17 protein-coding genes are annotated in these 20,007 nt (G+C 68.3%); 7 read left to right on the forward strand and 10 right to left on the reverse strand.

Annotated features, from left to right (window positions below; genetic code table 11):
* Positions 1-199: 199 nt before the first annotated feature.
* The 4 genes from glgX (at position 200) to AC1RL8_RS26200 (ending at position 7,721) form a co-directional block, all read left to right on the forward strand.
* On the forward strand, positions 200-2,278 hold the full coding sequence (gene glgX / locus AC1RL8_RS26185) for a glycogen debranching protein GlgX (RefSeq protein WP_492686686.1): 2,079 nt from the start codon (positions 200-202) through the stop codon (positions 2,276-2,278).
* 91 nt (positions 2,279-2,369) lie between these two features.
* On the forward strand, positions 2,370-3,707 hold the full coding sequence (glgC, locus tag AC1RL8_RS26190) for a glucose-1-phosphate adenylyltransferase (protein WP_492686685.1): 1,338 nt from the start codon (positions 2,370-2,372) through the stop codon (positions 3,705-3,707).
* A 14-nt stretch (positions 3,708-3,721) separates the two neighbouring features.
* Positions 3,722-5,191, forward strand: a complete 1,470-nt coding sequence (gene glgA / locus AC1RL8_RS26195; protein ID WP_492686684.1) for a glycogen synthase GlgA — start codon at positions 3,722-3,724, stop codon at positions 5,189-5,191.
* 46 nt (positions 5,192-5,237) lie between these two features.
* Positions 5,238-7,721, forward strand: a complete 2,484-nt coding sequence (locus AC1RL8_RS26200) for a glycogen/starch/alpha-glucan phosphorylase (RefSeq protein ID WP_492686683.1) — start codon at positions 5,238-5,240, stop codon at positions 7,719-7,721.
* 24 nt (positions 7,722-7,745) lie between these two features.
* Here AC1RL8_RS26200 and AC1RL8_RS26205 read toward each other — a convergent pair whose 3' ends face one another.
* The 4 genes from AC1RL8_RS26205 to AC1RL8_RS26220 form a co-directional block, all read right to left on the reverse strand.
* Entirely contained in the window at positions 7,746-8,216 is a 471-nt protein-coding gene (locus tag AC1RL8_RS26205; RefSeq protein ID WP_095743305.1) for an ExbD/TolR family protein, read from the reverse strand.
* 15 nt (positions 8,217-8,231) lie between these two features.
* Complete coding sequence (locus AC1RL8_RS26210; protein WP_095743304.1) at positions 8,232-8,927, reverse strand: MotA/TolQ/ExbB proton channel family protein; 696 nt, start codon at positions 8,925-8,927, stop codon at positions 8,232-8,234.
* 27 nt (positions 8,928-8,954) lie between these two features.
* Entirely contained in the window at positions 8,955-9,755 is an 801-nt protein-coding gene (gene dapB, locus AC1RL8_RS26215) for a 4-hydroxy-tetrahydrodipicolinate reductase (RefSeq protein ID WP_492686735.1), read from the reverse strand.
* A gap of 175 nt (positions 9,756-9,930) precedes the next feature.
* Positions 9,931-10,491, reverse strand: a complete 561-nt coding sequence (locus AC1RL8_RS26220) for an outer membrane protein assembly factor BamE (RefSeq protein ID WP_062481043.1) — start codon at positions 10,489-10,491, stop codon at positions 9,931-9,933.
* 85 nt (positions 10,492-10,576) lie between these two features.
* Between AC1RL8_RS26220 and fur the strand changes: the two genes are divergently transcribed.
* Entirely contained in the window at positions 10,577-10,996 is a 420-nt protein-coding gene (fur, locus tag AC1RL8_RS26225; protein WP_062481042.1) for a ferric iron uptake transcriptional regulator, read from the forward strand.
* 63 nt (positions 10,997-11,059) lie between these two features.
* On the opposite strand, the gene hprK is transcribed toward fur, so the two are convergent.
* From hprK to AC1RL8_RS26245, 4 genes are all read right to left on the reverse strand, one after another.
* Positions 11,060-12,019: an HPr(Ser) kinase/phosphatase gene (hprK, locus tag AC1RL8_RS26230; protein WP_062481041.1), complete on the reverse strand. Its 960-nt coding sequence runs from the start codon at positions 12,017-12,019 to the stop codon at positions 11,060-11,062.
* 101 nt (positions 12,020-12,120) lie between these two features.
* Positions 12,121-12,588 carry a PTS sugar transporter subunit IIA gene (locus tag AC1RL8_RS26235; RefSeq protein WP_042581318.1) on the reverse strand — a complete coding sequence of 156 codons (468 nt, stop codon included), beginning with the start codon at positions 12,586-12,588 and terminating at the stop codon, positions 12,121-12,123.
* A gap of 192 nt (positions 12,589-12,780) precedes the next feature.
* A complete protein-coding gene (hpf, locus tag AC1RL8_RS26240) occupies positions 12,781-13,110 on the reverse strand; it encodes a ribosome hibernation-promoting factor, HPF/YfiA family (RefSeq protein WP_013538898.1) in 330 nt (109 codons plus the stop codon).
* A gap of 320 nt (positions 13,111-13,430) precedes the next feature.
* Positions 13,431-15,548: an ATP-dependent helicase gene (locus AC1RL8_RS26245; protein WP_492686682.1), complete on the reverse strand. Its 2,118-nt coding sequence runs from the start codon at positions 15,546-15,548 to the stop codon at positions 13,431-13,433.
* Positions 15,549-15,773: 225 nt separating this feature from the next.
* Here AC1RL8_RS26245 and corA point away from each other — a divergent pair, with 225 nt between their 5' ends.
* Positions 15,774-16,760: a magnesium/cobalt transporter CorA gene (gene corA / locus AC1RL8_RS26250; protein WP_056584267.1), complete on the forward strand. Its 987-nt coding sequence runs from the start codon at positions 15,774-15,776 to the stop codon at positions 16,758-16,760.
* Positions 16,761-16,816: 56 nt separating this feature from the next.
* A complete protein-coding gene (locus AC1RL8_RS26255) occupies positions 16,817-17,569 on the forward strand; it encodes a YoaK family protein (RefSeq protein ID WP_062481040.1) in 753 nt (250 codons plus the stop codon).
* Positions 17,570-17,578: 9 nt separating this feature from the next.
* Here AC1RL8_RS26255 and AC1RL8_RS26260 read toward each other — a convergent pair whose 3' ends face one another.
* Together AC1RL8_RS26260 and AC1RL8_RS26265 are read right to left on the reverse strand one after the other, a co-directional pair.
* Positions 17,579-18,319 (reverse strand): 5'-methylthioadenosine/adenosylhomocysteine nucleosidase, encoded by a 741-nt coding sequence (locus AC1RL8_RS26260; RefSeq protein WP_492686734.1) that lies wholly within the window; start codon positions 18,317-18,319, stop codon positions 17,579-17,581.
* A gap of 36 nt (positions 18,320-18,355) precedes the next feature.
* On the reverse strand, positions 18,356-19,987 hold the full coding sequence (locus AC1RL8_RS26265) for an ABC transporter substrate-binding protein (RefSeq protein ID WP_492686681.1): 1,632 nt from the start codon (positions 19,985-19,987) through the stop codon (positions 18,356-18,358).
* Between the last annotated feature and the right edge of the window lie 20 nt (positions 19,988-20,007).

Genomic DNA, 20,007 nt, shown 5'->3' on the forward strand with positions numbered 1-20,007 from the left:
CTCGCAGCTGTTTGAGCGAAGCGAGTTCTGCGAGACCCCGCGAAACGCGAGCACCGCAGGTTGCCCGTAGCGAAGCGGAGGGTCGCAGACAGTGGGGTCGCCTTTCTTTGCTTACTTTCTTTGGCGAAGCAAAGAAAGTGAGTCGCCCGCCGGGGCGAGTCCCGGCCTCGGAAAGTAAACCCACGGCGAGGCCCAAAAAATGCTGAGCCCAGGCCATCCCCTCCCACTAGGCGCAACCCCATCAAATCAAGGCGTCAACTTCGCCCTCACAGCGCCATCCGCCAGCAAAGTAGAACTCTGCCTCTTCGACAGCACAGGCAAGAGCGAACAACAGCGCCTACCGCTCCCAGAGTGCACAGACGGCATCTGGCACGGCCTGCTTCCCAACGCAAGAACAGGCCTGATCTACGGCTACCGAGTCCACGGCCCTTGGTCCCCCCAAGAGGGCAAGCGCTTCAACCCCGCCAAGCTCCTCCTCGACCCTTACGCCCGAGAAATCCTCGGCCACTACAACGGCAGCGACCTCTTCCTGGGCCACGCCCCCACAGACCCGACCCAACGCGACCACCGAGACAACGCCCCCATCGCCCTCAAGGCCCGCGTCACAGCCCCCAGCAACGCACCCAAAACAACAGGCCAAGCCCACATCCCCCCCACCGACCGCGTCCTGTACGAACTCCACATCCGCAGCCTCACCCACCAGCACCCCGGCGTTCCCGAACCGCTAAGAGGCACCTACGCCGGCCTCGCAGAGCCTGCCGTCCTCGACCACCTGCAACGCCTGGGCATCACCACCCTCAGCCTCATGCCCGTGCAGCACCGCGCCGACGAACAGCGCCTGCTCGCCAAAGGCCTGACCAACCACTGGGGCTACAACACCATCGGCTGGTTCGCCCCCGAGGCGCGCTTCTGGAGCGGCCGCCCCGGCACCACGCCCGCCAGCGAGTTCCGCGCCATGGCCGATGCGGTGCATGCGCGCGGCATGGAGCTGGTGATCGACGTGGTCTACAACCACAGCGCCGAAAGCGACGAGCTCGGCCCCACGCTCTCGCTGCGCGGCATCGACAACGCCCTGTACTACCACCTGCGCCCCGACGACCGCGCCCTGTACGAGAACTGGGCCGGCACGGGCAACTGCCTGAACCTCGGCGAGCCGCGCGTGCTGCAGCTGGTGATGGACAGCCTGCGCTTCTGGGCCTGCGAGATGGGCGTCGACGGCTTCCGCTTCGACCTCGCGCCGGTGCTGGGCCGCGACGCGCAGCGCGGCTTCGATGCGCGTGCGCCCTTCTTCGCGGCCATCGCGCAAGACCCGGTGCTGTCGCGCACGCTGCGCATCGCCGAGCCCTGGGACCTCGGCCCCGGCGGCTACCGGCTCGGCGAGTTCCCGCCGGGCTGGCTCGAATGGAACGACCGCTTCCGCGACACGCAACGCGGCTTCTGGCTGCGCCAGGGGCGCGAGGGCGCCGCCGGCCTGGGCGACTTCGCGCACCGCTTCACGGCCTCCAGCGCGAGCTTCGCGCACGATGGCCGCGCACCGACCGCGAGCGTCAACTTCATCACCGCGCACGACGGCTTCACGCTGCGCGACCTCGTGAGCTACGCGTCGCGCCACAACCTCGCCAACGGCGAAGACAACCGCGACGGCCATGCGCACAACCTGAGCACCAACTGCGGCGTCGAAGGCCCGAGCGACGACCCCGCCGTGCGCACGATGCGCGCACGCCTGCAGCGCACGCTGCTCGCCACGCTGCTGCTGTCCCAGGGCACGCCGATGCTGCTGGCCGGCGACGAGCTCGGCCACAGCCAGGGCGGCAACAACAACGCCTACTGCCAGGACAACGAGACCACCTGGCTCGGCTGGATCGGGCTGTCCGACCCGGCCAGCGAACGCGCGCGCCTGGCGGCCTTCGTCGCGCGGCTCACCGCGCTGCGGCGCGAGGCGCCGGCGCTGCGCAGCGCGCGCTGGTGGCCGGCCGAACCGACGGCCGACGGCGCACCGCCGGGCATCCGCTGGCTGCGCCCCGACGGCCAACCGATGGCGCCGGCCGACTGGCACGCAGGCACGGCCCTTGCGATCCTGTTCGGAGATGCCGAAGACGCCTGGCTGGTGCTGGTGAATGCGGGGCCGAGCCCCGTCGCCTTCACGTTGCCGCAGGGCGACTGGCGCTGCTGCCTGGCCACCGATGCCGAAGACCCCGACGCCCTGCGCGCCGCGCCCCGCCCGCTGGGCCGCGCGGTGGAGGTGCCGGTTTCGAGCCTCTGGCTTGCAAGAACGTAGGAGCCAAGCCCACGGCGCAGTGCCAGACTCGGTGCGGACACTCTGAAGACGACGACGAATTCAACAAGCGAACGAACGAACGGAGACACAGATGGACAAGCTCAACACCCAGGGAACCCAGGCCCCGCAGCCCCCCCTGCAGGCCCATCAACTGGTCCGCCGCACCATCGCGCTGGTGCTGGCCGGCGGCCGGGGCTCCCGCCTCAAGCAGCTCACCGACCGGCGCGCCAAGCCGGCCGTGTACTTCGGCGGCAAGTTCCGGATCATCGACTTCGCGCTGTCCAACTGCCTGAACTCCGGCATCCGGCGCATGGCGGTGGTCACGCAGTACAAGTCGCACTCGCTCATGCGCCACCTGCAGCGCGGCTGGAGCTTCCTGCGCGCCGAGCTCAACGAGATGGTCGACGTGCTGCCCGCGCAGCAGCGCATGGGCGACGAGCACTGGTACCGCGGCACGGCCGACGCGGTGTACCAGAACCTGGACATCATCCAGACCCGCTCCACGCCGCACGACTACGTGGTGGTGCTGGCCGGCGACCACATCTACAAGATGGACTACTCCATCATGCTCAAGGACCACGCCGAGCGCGGCCTGGGTTGCACGGTCGGCTGCATCGAGGTGCCGCGCCACGAGGCCACGGCCTTCGGCGTGATGGCGGTGGACGACGGCCGCCAGATCACCAGCTTCCTCGAGAAGCCCGCCGACCCGCCCGCCATGCCCGGCCACCCCGACCTGGCGCTGGCCAGCATGGGCATCTACATCTTCGACTCGGCCTACCTGTACCGGCTGCTCGAGGAAGACAACGCCAACCCCGACTCGAGCCACGACTTCGGCAAGGACATCATCCCGCGCGCCGTGGCCGAGGGCCGCGCGCTGGCGCATCCGTTCAGCATGTCCTGCGTCACGCGCGCCTCGCGCGGACCCGACGCCAAGGCCTACTGGCGCGACGTGGGCACGATTGATGCATTCTGGGCAGCCAACCTCGACCTGGCCTCGATCACCCCGGAGCTCGACATCTATGACACGGACTGGCCCATCTGGACCTACCAGCGGCAGCTGCCGCCGGCCAAGTTCGTGCTCGACCGCGAGGGCCGCCACGGCATGACGGTCAACACCATCGTCTCGGGCGGCTGCATCGTCTCGGGCTCGAAGGTGAGCAGCTCGGTGCTGTTCTCGGGCGTGCGCATCCACTCCTTCTGCGAGATCAACGAGGCCGTGCTGCTGCCCGACGTGGAAGTGGGCCGCGGCTGCCGGCTCAACCGCGTGGTGATCGACCGCGCCTGCGTGATCCCCGACGACACGGTGATCGGCGAAGACGCCGAGGCCGACGCCGCGCGCTTCGAGCGCACGGAAACGGGCGTGGTGCTGGTCACGCGCGAAATGCTCAAGCGGCTCGCGCCGGACCCCGCGCCTTCGACCGCTGCCTGATCGACCGCACCACCATGCGCATCCTCCAGGTCAGCGCCGAGCTGTTTCCCCTCCTCAAGACCGGCGGCCTGGCGGACATCGCCGGCGCCCTGCCCCTGGCGCTCATGGCCGCGGGGCAGGAGGCGCGCGCGCTGCTGCCGGGCTTTCCCGCCATCGTGGCCGGCGTGCGCGACCTAGCGCCCGTGGCCGAGTTCACCGCGCCCTGGGGCGAGCGCTTCGGCCTGCGCGCCGGGCACGTCGCCATCGCCGGCGCGCCGCCGATTCCCACCTACGTGATCGACGCGCCCGCGCTCTACGACCGACCCGGCAACCCCTACGAAGACACCACGCGCCAGCCCTACGGCGACAACCACCGGCGCTTCGCGCTGCTGGGCTGGGCGGCGGCGCAGCTCGCGCAGGGGCTCGACCCCGGCTGGCGGCCCGACATCGTGCACGCGCACGACTGGCACGCGGCGCTCGCGCCGGCCTACCTGGCCTTCGCGCGGCGCGCGGGCGGCCCGCGCACGGGCAGCGTGTTCACGGTGCACAACCTCGCCTACCAGGGCGTGTTCGCGCCCTGGCACTTCGCCGAACTTGGCCTGCCGGCGCCGGCCTTCCACATGAACGGGCTGGAGTACCACGGCCAGATCTCCTTCATGAAGGGGGGCCTGTACTTCGCCGACCAGCTCACCACCGTGAGCCCGACCTACGCGCTCGAGATCCAGACCCCCGAGCAGGGCTGCGGCCTCGACGGCCTGCTGCGCCAGCGCGCCGGCGTGCTCAGCGGCATCCTCAACGCGGTGGACGACCAGGTCTGGAGCCCGTCCACCGACGCCGCGCTGGTGCAGGGCTACCAGGCGCCCGAGGGCCGCCACATGGCCGGCAAGGCGCGCTGCAAGTCGGTGCTGCAGCGCCAGCTGGGGCTGGCCGAGCGCCCCGACGCGCCGCTGTTCATCGTGGTGAGCCGGCTCACCGAGCAGAAGGGCCTGCACCTCGTGCTCGGCGGCCTCGACACGCTGCTGGCGCAGGGCGGCCAGCTCGCGCTGCTGGGCAGCGGCGAAGGCTGGCTCGAAGAGACCTTCCGCCAGCGTGCGGCGGCGGCGCCCGCCTCGGTGAGCGTCACCATCGGCTACGACGAGACGCTGGCGCACCAGCTCTTCGGCGCGGGCGACGTGACGCTCGTGCCCTCGCTGTTCGAGCCCTGCGGCCTCACGCAGATGTACGGCCTGAAGTACGGCAGCCTGCCGCTGGTGCGCCGCGTCGGCGGGCTGGCCGACACCGTCGTCGACTGCACGCTGGAAGACATGGCCAGCGGCGCCGCCACCGGCTTCGTGTTCGAGCGCTTCGAGGACGCCGACTACGACCGCGCCCTGCGCCGCGCCTTCGCGCTGTACGAGCGCGCCGCCGACTGGCGCCGCGTGCGCGGCAACGCCATGCGGCGCCCGGCCGACTGGGGCACGGCAGCCGCGCAGTACATCGATGTGTACCAACGGGCGCTGGCCTGAAGCCCCGCCCCACACACACCCCACCACCCACTCCGGGAACGCCTCCATGACGATCAAGGACTTCGCCTACGACCACCCCGACCGCGACGTTGCCGCCTTCAAGCGCGCGGTGGCCAACAAGCTGATCTACGCCGTCGGCAAGGACCCCGTGGCCGCCAGCCAAGACGACTGGCTGCACGCCACCGCGCTGGCCGTGCGCGACCAGCTCGTCGAGCGCTGGATGACGACCACGCGCGCCAACTACGCGCAGGACCTCAAGCGCGTGTATTACCTGTCGATGGAGTTCCTCATCGGGCGCACTTTCACCAACGCGCTGCTCGCCGTCGACCTGTACGGCACCGTGCGCGAGGCGCTGGCCGACTTCGGCGTCGACATGGCGGCGCTGGCCGAGCGCGAGCCCGATGCGGCGCTCGGCAACGGCGGCCTCGGGCGGCTCGCGGCCTGCTTTCTCGATTCGATGGCCACGCTCGGCGTGCCCGGCATGGGCTACGGCATCCGCTATGAATACGGCATGTTCCGCCAGCGCATCGTCGACGGCCAGCAGGTCGAGACACCCGACTACTGGCTCACGCGCGGCAACCCGTGGGAGTTCCAGCGGCCCGAGGTGAACTACCGCGTGCGCTTCGGCGGCCACGTGCAAAAGCGCGAAGGCAAGAACGCGCCCTACGGCGCGGCCGACTGGGTCGACACGCACGACGTGCTGGCCGTGGCCTACGACACCATCATTCCCGGCTACGGCACGCAGGCCACCAACACCTTGCGGCTGTGGTCGGCGCGCGCCACCGAGGAGATCGACCTGTCGGCCTTCAACCGCGGCAACTACATGGCGGCGGTGGAGAGCAAGAACCACTCCGAGAACGTCTCGCGCGTGCTCTACCCCGACGACTCCACGCCCTCGGGTCGCGAGCTGCGGCTGCACCAGGAATACTTCTTCTGCAGCGCCAGCGTGCAAGACCTGCTGCGCCGCTACCTGCGCAACCACACGAGCTTCGATCAACTGTCCGACAAGGTCAGCATCCACCTGAACGACACGCACCCGGTGCTGGCCGTGCCCGAGCTCATGCGCCTGCTGCTCGACGAGCACGGCCTGGCGTGGGACGTGGCCTGGGCGCACACGCAGAAGGTGTTCAGCTACACCAACCACACGCTGATGCACGAGGCACTGGAAACCTGGCCGGTCGAGATGCTGGGCCGCATCCTGCCGCGCCACCTGCAGATCCTGTACGACATCAACGCGAAGTTCCTGGCCGCCGTGACGCAGACGCACGGCCAGGACGTCGAGCTGGTGCGCCGCCTCTCGCTGATCGACGAGACCGGCGAGCGCCGCGTGCGCATGGCCTACGTGGCGGTGCTCGCGAGCCATTCGGTGAACGGCGTGTCGGGGCTGCACTCGGAGCTGATGAAGCAGTCGATCTTTGCCGACTTTGCGAAGATCTTTCCCGAACGCTTCAACAACAAGACCAACGGCGTCACGCCGCGCCGCTGGCTCGCACAGGCCAACCCGCCGCTGGCCGCGCTGCTCGACCAGCGCATCGGCAAGGGCTGGCGGCGCGACCTGTCGCAGCTCGAGGCATTGCGACCGATGGTCGCGCAGCCCGCCTTCGTGCGCGCCTTTCGCCATGCCAAGCGCGAGAACAAGCTGCGGCTGGCCAACTGGGTCGGCGAGCACCTGAAGCTCGACCTGGACACCGACGCGATGTTCGACGTGCAGGTCAAGCGCATCCACGAGTACAAGCGGCAGTTGCTCAACGTGCTGCACGTGATCGCGCGCTATCACCGCATCCTCGATGCGCAGGCCAGCGGCACGCCGCTCGACATCGTGCCGCGCGTGGTCGTGTTCGCGGGCAAGGCGGCCTCGGCCTATGCGATGGCCAAGCAGGTGATCCGGCTCATCAACGACGTGGCGGCCACCGTGAACGCCGACGCGCGCGTGGGCAAGCTGCTGAAGGTGGTGTTCCTGCCGAACTACAGCGTGAGCCTGGCCGAGATCATCATGCCGGCGGCCGACCTGTCGGAGCAGATTTCCACCGCGGGCACGGAAGCGTCAGGCACCGGCAACATGAAGTTCGCGCTCAACGGCGCGCTCACCATCGGCACGCTCGATGGCGCCAATGTCGAGATGCGCGAGAACGTCGGCCCCGAGAACATCTTCATCTTCGGCCACACCACGCCCGAGGTGGCCGACATTCGCGCCCGCGGCTACCAGCCGCGCGAGATCTACGAGGAGAACGCCGAACTCAAGCGCGTGCTCGATGCCATTCGCGACGGCGCGTTCTCGCCGGGCGAGCCGGCGCGCTACCAGGGCATCTACGATGCACTCGTGAACTGGGGCGACCACTACCTGCTGCTGGCCGACTACGCGAGCTATGTCGCCAAGCAGGCCGAGGTCGATGCGCTGTACCGCGATGCGGAGGCGTGGACGCGCATGGCGATCCTCAACGTGGCGGGCATGGGGGCGTTCTCGTCGGACCGGACGATCGCGGAGTACGCGCATGAGATCTGGCACACGAAGCCCGTGATGCTCGGCTGAGGCGAGCGGGCCGGGCCCGCAAGCTCAGCGCGGTTTGGCGGGGGCCGCCTCGGCCTCGGTCACGAAGCCGATCCGGCTCAGCCCGGCCTTGTTCGCGATGCCCATGAGCGCCACCACCTTGCCGTAGGGCACGGTCTGGTCGGCGCGCAACTGCACCTCGGTGTCCTTGCTGTCGGCGGCGGCCTTTTCGAGCTGGGCGGTCAGCTCGTCGTCGGTCACAGGCTTGTCGTTCAGGAAGACCTTGCCCGAGGCATCGACCGACAGGCTCACGAACTTCGGCGTGTCGTTGGGCTGGCCCGCGTCGGTCTGCGGCAGGTCGAGCTTGATCGAGCTGGCCATCAGCGGTGCGGTGATGATGAAGATCACCAGCAGCACCAGCATCACGTCGACCAGCGGCGTGACGTTGATGTCGGACAGCGGGCGCTGCCCACCCGCGCCCATGGCTCGCCCGCCGCCTGCGGCGCTGCTGCCCAGTGAGGTGCGTCCGAAGGCCATGGCGTGCGTTGCGCGTTAAACAGGCATCGGCCGCGCGGGCGGCGGTGCGGCGGGTGCCGGCGCTTCGCCGAAGCTGCCGAGCAGGTCGTGCGCGAAGCCTTCGAGCTCGGCCTCGACGCGGCCCACGACGCGGCCGAACACGTTGTAGGCCAGCACGGCCGGAATGGCGACGGCAAGGCCGAAGGCCGTCATGACGAGCGCCTCGCCGACCGGCCCGGCCACCTTGTCGATGGTGAAACCGCCGGTCTGGCCCGCGATGCCCGCGAGCGCGCCATAGATGCCCCAGACGGTGCCGAGCAGGCCGACGAAGGGCGCGGTGGCACCCACGGTGGCCAGCAGGATCTGCCCGGCCTGCAGGCGCCGCAGCGCGCCGTGCAGCGCACCGCGCAGCACGCGCGTGAGGCGCTGGTTGCGGTCGACCGTGGCGCCCAGCGTGCCGCCGGGGGCTTCGGTGGCGGCCTGGCGCAGCGCGGCCACGGCGGGGCGCACGAGTTCGGCGCGGTCGAAGGCCTGCAGCTTCTGTTCGGCCTCGACCAGGGTGGCCGACTGCCAGAACGCCGCGATGCTGCGCAGCACGTCGCGCGTGCCGCCGCGCAGCAGCCAAGCTTTCCAGAGGATCACGACCCAGCTGGCGATCGACATCGCGAGCAGCAGCGCGGCCACCGAACGGCTGACGCCGTCACCGTGGGTCAGCAGTTCGAGCACGCTCATTCGCGTCCTTGGTTGTGGTGCGCGTGCTTAGCGCAGACCCAGCACGTCGAACATGTCGAACAGGCCGTTGCGCTGGCCGCTCAGGAAGCGCACCGCACGCAGCGCGCCCTGCGCGTAGGTCACGCGGCTGGACGACTTGTGGGAGATTTCGATGCGCTCGCCGATGCCCGCGAACAGCACGGTGTGGTCGCCCACGATGTCGCCGCCGCGGATGGTGGCGAAACCGATGGTCGACGGGTCGCGCTCGCCCGTGATGCCTTCGCGGCCGTACACGGCGCAGTCCTTGAGGTCGCGGCCCAGCGCGTCGGCGATCACCTCGCCCATCTTGAGCGCGGTGCCCGAGGGCGCGTCGACCTTGAAGCGGTGGTGGGCCTCGACGATCTCGATGTCGTAGCCGGTGGCCATCGCACGGGCGGCCATGTCGAGCAGCTTGAGCGTGACGTTGACGCCCACGCTCATGTTGGGCGCCATCATGATGGCGACGTCTTTGGCGATCTCGCCGATCTCGGCCTTCTGCGCGTCGCTGAAGCCGGTGGTGCCGATCACGGCCTGCACGCCCAGTTCGCGGCACACGGCCAAGTGCGCCATCGTGCCTTCGGGGCGGGTGAAGTCGATCATCACCTGCGCGTCCTGCAGGCCGGTGCGCAGATCGGCCACGATGGGCACGCCGCTGGTGAAGCCCAGGAAGGCCGCGGCATCGGCGCCGAGGGCGGCGCTGCCGGCGATGTCGAGCGCGCCGGCCAGGCGGCAGTCGGGCGCATTGCGCACGGCTTCGATGAGCATGTGGCCCATGCGGCCCGAGGCGCCGGCGATCGCCACCCGGCGCAGCGCGGGAGCGGAGGAAGAAGAATCGGAGGTGGGGGTGGTGGTCGGTTCAGTCACGGGGATTCGGTCGTTGAAAAGTCCCTACGGGAGCCATGGACACCGACGAAAGCCACCCCACCGGTCCGGCGGGCACCGCCCGCAGGAGGGGTGGCCGCCGCCGGAGCCCTGCCGCGCACGCTCAGCGCGCGGCTTCGAGCGGGGGGTAGGCGGCCGGCAGCGCGGGCATGGGGGCTGCCGGGGTGCCGGTGGTGTCGGCTTTCTTGTCGGCCTTGGGCGCGAATTTTTTGAGCTCTTCTTCGGTGGCCTCGAGCTGCGGCACCTTGCCGCTCTTGCGGCGGGTGTCGAGCGTGGCGACGAATTCTTCTTCGCTGGGCATTTCATCGCCCTCGAAGCGGTCCATGAGTTCACCGTTGAAGAACACGGTCAGGCGGCGCTCCTGGGGATCGACGCCCTGGCGGCGGATCGTGAAGACGTAGTCCCAGCGGTTGGCGTGGAAGACGTCGTTCAGCAGCGAGGTGCCGAGGATCTCGCGCACCTGCTGGCGCGACATGCCGGGCTTGAGTGCCGCGACCTGTTCCTTCGACACGAAATTGCCCTGCACCACTTCGACTTTGTAGGGGGTGACGGCAGACAGCGCGCCACGCGTGCGTTCGCTGAAACCGCTGCAGGCACCGAGGGCGAGCGTCGCCGCAATGGCAGCAACCAGCAACCAGGGCCGGCGTTGGAGGATGGCAGGCATGGGAGAAGAGGGGGTAGCGATATGATCGAACATTGTAGCGGCCGAGCCTGAAGGCCCGGCCTCAGCCCAGGGCGCAGGAACCATCATGGCCAACATCGACGAACTCAAGAACACCGGCCTCAAGGCCACCTTGCCGCGACTGAAGATCCTCGAGATCTTCCAGACCGGCAGCCAGCGGCACATGACCGCGGAAGACGTCTTCCGCGTGCTGCTCAACGAACACTCCGACATCGGCCTGGCCACCGTGTACCGCGTGCTCACGCAGTTCGAGCAGGCCGGCATCCTGGAACGCAGCCACTTCGAAAGCGGCAAGGCGGTCTACGAACTGAACGAAGGCACGCACCACGACCACCTGGTCTGCACCTCGTGCGGCAAGGTCGAGGAGTTCTACGACGCCGAGATCGAACGGCGCCAGCAGATGATCGCCAAGGACAAGGGCTGGGTCCTGCAGGACCACGCCATGTCGCTGTACGGCCTGTGCGGCGACTGCGTCAAGAAGCGCTGACGCCGGCCCCCCGCGAAAGCAGAAAGCAGCCCTTCGTTTCGAAGGGCTTTTTTCTTGCCGGCCTCAGTCCGGATCGCGCCCGCTTTCCATCGCCTTGTGGTGGCGGGCCACGAAGTCGGCATAGGTGTCGATGCCGCGCAGCTGCAGGATCGAGTTGCGCACCGCCGCCTCCACCAGCACGGCGATGTTGCGCCCCGCCACCACCTGGATGATGACCTTGCGCACCGGGATGCCCAGCACGTCCTGCGTGAGCGGCGCCGAGGGCATGCGCTCGTAGTCGCGCTCGAAGCTGTCGCGCCGCACGAGGTGCACGATGAGCTTCAGGCGCATCTTCCGGCGCACCGCCGTCTCGCCGAAGATCGCGCGGATGTCCAAGAGGCCGATGCCGCGCACTTCCAGCAGGTTCAGCAGCAGGTCGGGGCAGCGCCCCTCGATGGTGTTCTGGTTGATGCGGTACAGGTCGACCGCGTCGTCGGCCACCAGGCCGTTGCCGCGCGAGATCAGCTCCAGGCCCAGCTCGCTCTTTCCGAGGCCCGACTCGCCCGTGATCATCACGCCCATGCCCAGGATGTCCATGAACACGCCGTGCATCGAGGTGCGCTCGGCGAAGTGCTTGGACAGGTAGGCGCGCAGCAGGTCGATCACGAAGGCCGACGACTCGCGCGTGGCAAACAGCGGCAGCTGGGCGCGTTCGCAGATCGACAGCAGCTCGTCGGGCGCGGCCTGGCCGTCGGCCAGCACCAGCATCGGCGGCTCCAGCGTGACGATGCGGCCGATGCGGCGCACGCAGTCTTCCTTGCTGCCGCGCGTGAGGTAGGCCACCTCGCGCGCGCCGAGGATCTGCACGCGGTACGGGTGGATGTAGTTCAGGTAGCCGACCAGGTCGGCGGCCGACTGCGCGCGGCTGATGACGTCGGGGTCGAACTGGCGCTCCGAGGCGCCCAGGCCCGCGAGCCATTCCCAGCGGAGCGACCCGCGGAACTCCTCGAACATGGCATCGGCGCTGATGACGGTCGGCTTCATGCGTGCGGCGGCCGGCGCGGGGCGCCGGCATTCTGGTCAGGATGGAGGGAGAGAAAAGCGTCGCCGCAGCTTATCAGCAGCGGCAGGCCCGGCACGGGCGCTCAGGCGACCTGGGTCGACTGCCAGCCGGCAATGAGGCCGTGCAGCGCGGCGGCGTCGGTGCTGGACTTGATCTGCTCGCGCAGGCCGGCGTCGCTCAGCAGCTCGGCAATTTCGGACAGGATTTCGAGGTGCTTCTGCGTGGCCGCTTCGGGTACCAGCAGGAAGATCAGCAGCGCCACGGGCTGCTCGTCGGGAGCGTCGAAGCCGATGGGGTTCGCCAGCTGGAACACCGCAGCCATCGGCGCCTTGAGGCCCTTGATGCGGCCATGCGGAATGGCGACTCCGTGGCCCAGACCGGTGGAGCCGAGGCGCTCGCGCGCAAACAGGCTGTCGGTGATGAGGGCACGGCCCAGACCGTGAAGGCTCTCGAACAGCAGGCCGGCTTCTTCGAAAGCACGTTTCTTGCTGGTGGCGTCAACGCTCACGAGCACTTGAGCGGGCGGCAGGATGGACGCGAGGCGATTCATGGTGGGGTCAGAGCGGGGGCGATTATGCACCTCCTCGGTAAAAACCCCCAGTCCCCCTAATTACTTTCGTCTACATGTGTTGCCGTGAGGCGTCGCTTCCTCTGGAGGCCCTTGCAAAGCCCCACCAATGTGGTCGGACAAACAAAAGGCCGCCCGAAGGCGGCCTGAGATGCGGGGCGCGGGGCCCGGCGTTTACATCACGCGCTTGGGCGCCACGTGATGGTGGTCCTGCAGGCGATCCTTGTGGCGGACCACCTGGCGGTCGAGCTTGTCGACCAGCTCATCAACCGCGGCGTACAGATCAGCGTGGCTCGATTCCGCGAACATGTCATTGCCCTTGACGTGAATGTTGCACTCCGCCCTTTGGCGGCGTTCCTTTTCCTTCTGCTTTTCCACCGTGAGGATCACCTTGACATCGACCACCTGGTCGAAATGTCGCGTGATCCGGTCCAGCTTGCTCGTGACGTAGGTGCGCAAGGCAGGTGTGACGTCGAGGTGATGACCGCTGATCGTCAAATTCATGAATGACCTCCTGAGAATTGACGGTTGGGGAAATGACCGCGCTCCGGGATGAAGCGTGGCCGGCGAAACAGGTGAGGTTGGGAGAGAGGGGGAAGAGGAAGGGAGATGAAGAAAGGGGGCGGTCGGATTCACTATGCCCAAGCTGTCACGGTATTGCAATACCGGGGCTTGCCCGAGTGACGGGCCGGTGTATTGCATGCCCTAATCCGCTATTGATTCCATAGCTGCCCCCGTGCAGTGGCATGCCGTTGCGGCACATTGGAAGCAAGTGTTTCCATGTGCAGCGCGCAGTGACCCTCACGCCCGAAGGGCCGGCCCGTTCAGCGCCAGGCGGCGCGCATGCGGTTGCGCAGGTCGATCACCGCCGCCGGCGGCGGCACCGCGGGCGGCAGCACCGGCGGCGGCGGCCAGGTCTGCAGCTCGAAGCCCGCCAGGTCGGACTCCGTGATGAAACGGGTGCGGTTGGCGTACAGGTGCCGGTCGCCGCGCGCCGCCTGCTGCGTGATGTGAAAGCGCTGCGGCATCACCAGATGCAGGTGGTCGCGGGCCCGCGTCATCGCCACGTAGAGCAGGCGCCGTTCTTCTTCCAGCTCGTGCGCGCCCTGCGCCACGTCGGCCGGCATGCAGCCGTCGACCACGTTGATGACGTGCACCGAGTTCCACTCCTGCCCCTTGGCCGAATGGATGGTCGACAGGATCAGGTAGTCCTCGTCGAGCGAAGGCGGGCCGGGCCGGTCGCTGGTGGCCTCGGGCGGGTCGAGCGTGAGTTCGGTGAGAAAGCGCTCGCGCGAGCCATAGACGGCCGCCAGCCGCGCCAGTTGCTCGACGTCGGCATGACGCACGCCCGAGGTGTCTTCGTACAGCCGCTCCAGGTGCGGCTGGTACCACTGCATGGCTACCTCCACGTCGGCCGGCCACTGCAGCGACGGCGCGCGCAGCGTCGCATAGGCCTGGGCAAAGTCGGCCCACTGTTCACGCGCGGCCGACGGCGGCACGAAGTCGCGCACGGCCGCGGCGGGGTCGGCCGCCTGGTCCATCGCGTCGAGCAGGCGCGTGCCGGTGGCCGGGCCCACGCCGGGAATGAGCTGCGTGACCCGGAAACCCGCCATGCGCCCACGCGGGTTCTGCGCGAAACGCAGCACGGCGAGCAGGTCCTTCACATGCGAGGCCTCGAGGAACTTGAGCCCGCCGAACTTCACGAACGGGATGTTGCGCCGCGCCAGCTCCAGCTCGAGCGCCGCGCTGTGCGACGAGGTGCGAAACAGCACCGCCTGCGACTTCAGCGCCAGCCCGCCTTCGCGGTGCGCCAGGATCTTGTCGGCCACCCAGCGCGCCTGCCCGGCCTCGTCGGGCACGAGCACCAGCACCGGCTTGCCGGCCGAGGGCTTGTCGGTCCACAGCGTCTTGGCGTGCCGCTCGGCGGCCTGCGCGATGACGCGGTTCGACACGTCGAGGATCGGTTGCGTCGAGCGGTAGTTGCGCTCCAGCGTGACGACGCGCGCCTCTTGTGAGAACTGCGAGGGAAAGTCGAGGATGTTCCGCACCGTGGCGCCGCGGAACGAGTAGATCGACTGCGCGTCGTCGCCCACCACCGTCACGCCGCGCCCATCGGGCTTCATCGCGCGCAGGATCTCGGCCTGCAGCAGGTTGGTGTCCTGGTACTCGTCGACCAGCACGTGGTCGAAGCGCGCGCCGACGTGCGCGGCCAGCGCGGGCTCGGCGACCATCTCGGCCCAGTAGAGCAGCAGGTCGTCGTAGTCGAGCACGTTCTGCTGCTGCTTGGCTTCGACGTAGGCGCCGAAGAGCGCCTTGAGCTGCGCCTCCCACTCGGCGCACCAGGGAAAGCTGTCTTTCAGCACGGCGGCCAGCGGCGCGCGCGTGTTCACGCAGCGCGAGTAGATCGACAGGCAGGTGCCCTTGCGCGGGAAGCGGTTGACCGTGGACGACAGGCCCAGCTCATGCCGCACCAGCCCCATCAGGTCTTCGGCGTCGCCGCGGTCGTGGATGGTGAAGTTCTCGTCCAGCCCGATCTGCGCGGCGTACTCGCGCAGCAGCCGTGCGCCGATGCCGTGGAAGGTGCCGGCCCAGGGCAGCGCGGGCGGGCGCTCCGACTTCAGGCCCAGCACGCGCGCCAGCACCTGGCCCGCGCGGCGCTCCATTTCCTGCGCGGCGCGGCGCGAGAAGGTGAGCAACAGCAGGCGCTGCGGATCGACCCCGTCCGCGATCAGGTGCGCCACGCGGTGCGCCAGCGTGCTGGTCTTGCCCGAGCCGGCACCGGCGATCACGAGCAGCGGCCGGTGGTCGGCGCCGACCGCCGCGCCCACGCCGTGCTCGACCGCCGCACGCTGGTCGTCGTTGAGCGCGGCGAGCGCCGCGGCCAGGCGCTCGGCTTGCGTCTTCGGGGGGGTGGAAAGAACAGGGGACGCAGGGGTCTGCATGGGCACGACTTTACTGTATGTCCGTCCAGTTCGAGTGCCTTGTCGCCCTGTGGCCGGTGACATAATCGCGCCTCGCTGCAACCGGAGACTCCCCTTGGAAACCGCCCCGTCTCGGCAGCTTTCAACTCCCTGGCGACGCTGCGCGTGATGTACTGACGCCGGGTCCGCGGGAATTGAAAGCGCCCCGCCCTCGCCCATCGTTCAGTCACCCCCGGGAGTGAGCCCATGCTCAACATCTTTACGCTCGCCAACGGCCGCCTCGTCCAGGAAGAGATCGAGTCGCTCGAAGAGCTCTCCAAGTTCCAGCCGATCTGGGTCGACCTCGAGTCGCCCACGCTCGAGGAAAAGCGCTGGATCAAGCAGTACTACGGCCTCTCGATTCCCGAAGACGCGATGGACGAGGACATCGAGGAATCGGCCCGCTTCTACGAGGAAGACAACGGCGAACTGCACATCCGCTCCGACTTCTTGATCGACGACGACGAAGACCCGCGCACGGTGCGCGTCGCCTTCATCCTCAACCAGCACAACACCGACCTGCGCAGCCGCGGCGTGCTGTTCTCGATCCACGACGAAGACGTGCCCGTGTTCCGCCTGCTGCGCATGCGCGCACGCCGCGCGCCGGGGCTGATCGAAGACGCGAAAGAAGTGATGCTCAAGCTCTTCGACGCCGACGCCGAGTACTCGGCCGACACGCTGGAGAACATCTACGACGAGCTCGAGGTGGCGGGCAAAAAGGTGCTGTCGGGCAACGTCAGCGACGAGCTGGCCGGCGAGGTGCTCGGCGCCATCGCGCGGCAGGAAGACTTGAACGGCCGCATCCGCCGCAACGTGATGGACACGCGCCGCGCCGTGAGCTTCATGATGCGCAGCAAGATGCTCAACGCCGAGCAGTTCGAGGAGGCGCGGCAGATCCTGCGCGACATCGAATCGCTGGACAACCACACGGCCTTCCTCTTCGACAAGATCAACTTCCTGATGGATGCGACCGTCGGTTTCATCAACATCAACCAGAACAAGACCATCAAGATCTTCTCGGTGGCCAGCGTCGCGCTGCTGCCGCCCACGCTGATCGCGAGCATCTACGGCATGAACTTCAAGTTCATGCCCGAGCTCGACTGGGCCATGGGCTACCCCTACGCCATCGCGCTGATGGCGGCCAGCGCGCTGGTGCCGATGTGGTACTTCCGTCGGCGCGGCTGGCTCAAGTAACGCCGCACATCGGGTGCTAGAGTGGCTGCCGACAGGCAGCTGACCTGGAGGGCCCCGTGCGCAGACTTCGTTTCCTCACCAACCGCCACCGCGCGCCGTCGACGAACACCGCGCTCGGACTGCTGCTGGCCTTCAACGCCGGCGCCATCAATGCAGGCGGCTTCCTCGTGCTGCACATGTACACCTCGCACATGACCGGCTTCGCCTCGCAGCTGGCGGACGGCATGGTGCTGGGCAACCTCACCCTGCTGCTGAACGCGCTGGGCGCGATCCTGGCGTTCGTGAGCGGCGCGGCGGTCTGCGCGGTGCTGGTGAACTGGGCGCGCCAGCACCGGCTGCATGGCGTGTACGCGCTGCCGCTGCTGCTGGAGGCCGCGCTGATGTTCCCGTTCGGGCTCGCCGGCGCCATCACGCTGACCTGGGCCACGCCGTTCGCGGTGCCGCTCACGGTGCTGCTGCTGTCGTTCATCATGGGCCTGCAGAACGCCGTGGCGTCGAAGACCTCGGGCGGCAGCACGCGCACCACCCACATGACCGGCAACATCACCGACGTGGGGATCGAGCTGGGCAAGATGCTCTACTGGAACCGGCGCGCGCCGTCCACGCCGCTGCCGGTGCGCCACGACCGCAGCAGGCTGCGCCGCTGCGGCGGCCTGGTCGCCATGTTCGTGCTCGGTGGCGCCGTGGGTGCGCTGGGCTTCAAGCACGTGGGCTTCATCTGCGTCGTGCCGCTGGCCGCGCTGCTGCTGGCGCTGTCGATCCCGCCGCTGCTGCGCGACCTGCCGCAGCTGCGCCGGCTCGCGCCGTAGGCGGGTTCTTCAGGCCGCGTCGCGCGGCAGGGAGGCGAGCCAGGCGTCGACGAGCGCGAGGCTGTAGCGGCTCGCCACCTCGGCCACGAAGCGCGTGAAGTCGCCGTGCGCGGTATCGTCGGCGCGGTCTGAAATGGTCCGCAGCGCCGCGAAGGGCACGCCGTAGTCGTGGCAGGCCTGCGCCATCGCCGCGCCCTCCATCTCGACGGCGAGCGCATCGGGCAGCGAGCGTTGCAGGACCCCACACTCCGCGGTGGTCGACACGAAGCGGTCACCGCTGATCAGCAGGCCGCGATGGACCTTCGGCGACCGCAGATGGAACTCATCGACCGCCTTCTGCCCCACCAGACTCACCGGATCGCGCAAGGTGCTTTCGGCCACCGCCGCCAGCGCATCGCCGATGACCGCATCGGCCGCGAAGCGTGAGCGCCCCATCAGCGGCACCTCGTACTTCGGAAAGATCGGCGAAGCGTCCATGTCGTGCTGCAACAGCTCGGTCGCCACGACCACGTCGCCGACGTTCACGCCCGGCGCCAGCCCGCCCGCCACGCCCGTGAACACGATCGCCCGCACGCCGAAGCGCTCGAGCAGCACCGTGGCCGTGACCGCCGCCGCGACCTTGCCGATGCGCGACAGCACCGCGACCACGGGCTGGCCTTGCAGGTGGCCGACCCAGAAGTCGCGGCCGGCCACGCGCACGCGCTGCTCGTCGGGCATGCGCGCGAGGAGCGCACTCAGCTCCTCGTGCATGGCCGCGACGATGGCGATGGGCGCAGCGGCCACGGCTTACTTGATGTCCACGCCGTAGAACGTGTGGCGGCCGAACGGACTCAATTTGAAGTCGACCACCTCCTTGCGCACTGGCTTCAGCTGCACCGCGTGCGCGATGGTGAACCACGGCGCCTGCTCCTTGAAGATGACCTGCGCCTTCTTGTAGAGCGTGTCGCGCTCCGACTGCTTGGTCGCGCTCTTGGCCTTCACCACGAGGTCTTCGTAGGGCTGGTAGCAAAACTTCGAGATGTTGCTGCCGCTGGCCGACTTGGCCGAGGCGCAGCCCAGCAGCGTGTACATGAAGTTGTCCGGGTCGCCGTTGTCGCCGGTCCAGCCCAGCATGCCCATCTGGTGCTCGCCGGCCTGCAGGCGCTTGCGGTACTCGCCCCACTCGAAGCTCTTGATCTCGGCCTTGACGTTGATCTTGGCCAGGTCGGCCTGCATCAGTTCGGCGATGCGCTTGGCATTCGGGTTGTAGGGGCGCTGCACCGGCATGGCCCACAGGTCGGTACTGAAACCATCGGGGAAGCCGGCCTGCGCCAGCAGCTTCTTGGCGGCTTCGGGGTCGTACGGGTCGTCCTTCACGGCATCGTTGTAGGACCACAGCGTGGGCGGAATCGGGTTCTTCGCGGCCACGCCGGTCGTGAGGTACACGCCGTCGATGATGGCCTTCTTGTTGATCGCCATGTTGATGGCCTTGCGCACGCGCACGTCGTCGAAGGGCTTCTTCGTCGTGTTGTACGAGAGGTAGCCCACGTTCAGGCCCGGCTGCTCCAGCACCTGCACGTTCGGGTCCTTGCGGATCGCGTCGAGGTCGGCCGGGTTCGGGTACGGCATGACATGGCACTCGCCCTTTTGCAGCTTGGCCCAGCGCACCGACGCATCGGGCGTGATCGCGAACACGAGGTCGTCGATCTTGGCCTTGCCGCCCCAGTACTGCGGGAAGGCCTTGAAGCGGATGATCGCGTCCTTCTGGTACTGCACGAGGTAGAACGGCCCGGTGCCGACCGGGTCCTGGTCGACCTTCTCGGGCGTGCCGGCCTTCAGCATCGCGATGGCGTATTCCTTCGACTGGATGCCCGCGTACTGCATCGCCAGGTTGGCCAGGAACGGCGCCTCGGCCTGGTTGAGCGTGATCTTCACCGTGTGGTCGTCGATGCGGTCCACCGACTTCAGCAACTTGGGCATGCCCATGTCGTTGAAGTAGGAGTGGTTCTGGCTCGTGACCTTGAAGAAGGGGTCGCTCTCCTTCCACTGGCGCTCGAGCATGAAGATGAAGTCGTCGGCGTTGAAGTCGCGCGTGGGCTTGAAGCTCTTGCTCGTGGTGTGCCACTTCACGCCCTTGCGCAGGTGGAAGGTGTACACGGTGCCGTCGGCCGAGATGTCCCATTTTTCCGCGAGGCCCGGCATGACCTTGGTGCCGCCGCGCTCGAACTCGACGATGGTGTTGTAGACCTGCGTGGTCACGTCGAAGGACGTGCCGGTGGTGTTCATGCCCGGATAGAAGTTTTCCGGGCTTCCTTCGGAGCAGTACACCAACGTCTTGGCTGACACGGCGCCGCAGGCCAGGGTAAGGGCCGTGAGCGCTGCCGGTGCCAGGAGCGCCAGCTTTTGTGAGCGGCGCGAAACGGAGGACTGGGTCGTCATGGGGACTCCTCGAGACAGGG

This window comes from Variovorax sp. GW822-FHT04E09, assembly GCF_058800845.1.

What these genes read in the sequence shown, in the direction of transcription:
- AC1RL8_RS26265 (WP_492686681.1), bottom strand. Translation starts at nt 19,987, where the DNA reads ATGACGACCCAGTCCTCCGTTTCGCGCCGCTCACAAAAGCTGGCGCTC.
- glgC (WP_492686685.1), top strand. Translation starts at nt 2,370, where the DNA reads ATGGACAAGCTCAACACCCAGGGAACCCAGGCCCCGCAGCCCCCCCTG.
- AC1RL8_RS26220 (WP_062481043.1), bottom strand. Translation starts at nt 10,491, where the DNA reads ATGCCTGCCATCCTCCAACGCCGGCCCTGGTTGCTGGTTGCTGCCATT.
- glgX (WP_492686686.1), top strand. Translation starts at nt 200, where the DNA reads ATGCTGAGCCCAGGCCATCCCCTCCCACTAGGCGCAACCCCATCAAAT.
- AC1RL8_RS26200 (WP_492686683.1), top strand. Translation starts at nt 5,238, where the DNA reads ATGACGATCAAGGACTTCGCCTACGACCACCCCGACCGCGACGTTGCC.
- AC1RL8_RS26210 (WP_095743304.1), bottom strand. Translation starts at nt 8,927, where the DNA reads ATGAGCGTGCTCGAACTGCTGACCCACGGTGACGGCGTCAGCCGTTCG.
- glgA (WP_492686684.1), top strand. Translation starts at nt 3,722, where the DNA reads ATGCGCATCCTCCAGGTCAGCGCCGAGCTGTTTCCCCTCCTCAAGACC.
- AC1RL8_RS26260 (WP_492686734.1), bottom strand. Translation starts at nt 18,319, where the DNA reads ATGCACGAGGAGCTGAGTGCGCTCCTCGCGCGCATGCCCGACGAGCAG.
- hprK (WP_062481041.1), bottom strand. Translation starts at nt 12,019, where the DNA reads ATGAAGCCGACCGTCATCAGCGCCGATGCCATGTTCGAGGAGTTCCGC.
- AC1RL8_RS26235 (WP_042581318.1), bottom strand. Translation starts at nt 12,588, where the DNA reads ATGAATCGCCTCGCGTCCATCCTGCCGCCCGCTCAAGTGCTCGTGAGC.
- hpf (WP_013538898.1), bottom strand. Translation starts at nt 13,110, where the DNA reads ATGAATTTGACGATCAGCGGTCATCACCTCGACGTCACACCTGCCTTG.
- AC1RL8_RS26245 (WP_492686682.1), bottom strand. Translation starts at nt 15,548, where the DNA reads ATGCAGACCCCTGCGTCCCCTGTTCTTTCCACCCCCCCGAAGACGCAA.
- corA (WP_056584267.1), top strand. Translation starts at nt 15,774, where the DNA reads ATGCTCAACATCTTTACGCTCGCCAACGGCCGCCTCGTCCAGGAAGAG.
- fur (WP_062481042.1), top strand. Translation starts at nt 10,577, where the DNA reads ATGGCCAACATCGACGAACTCAAGAACACCGGCCTCAAGGCCACCTTG.
- AC1RL8_RS26205 (WP_095743305.1), bottom strand. Translation starts at nt 8,216, where the DNA reads ATGGCCTTCGGACGCACCTCACTGGGCAGCAGCGCCGCAGGCGGCGGG.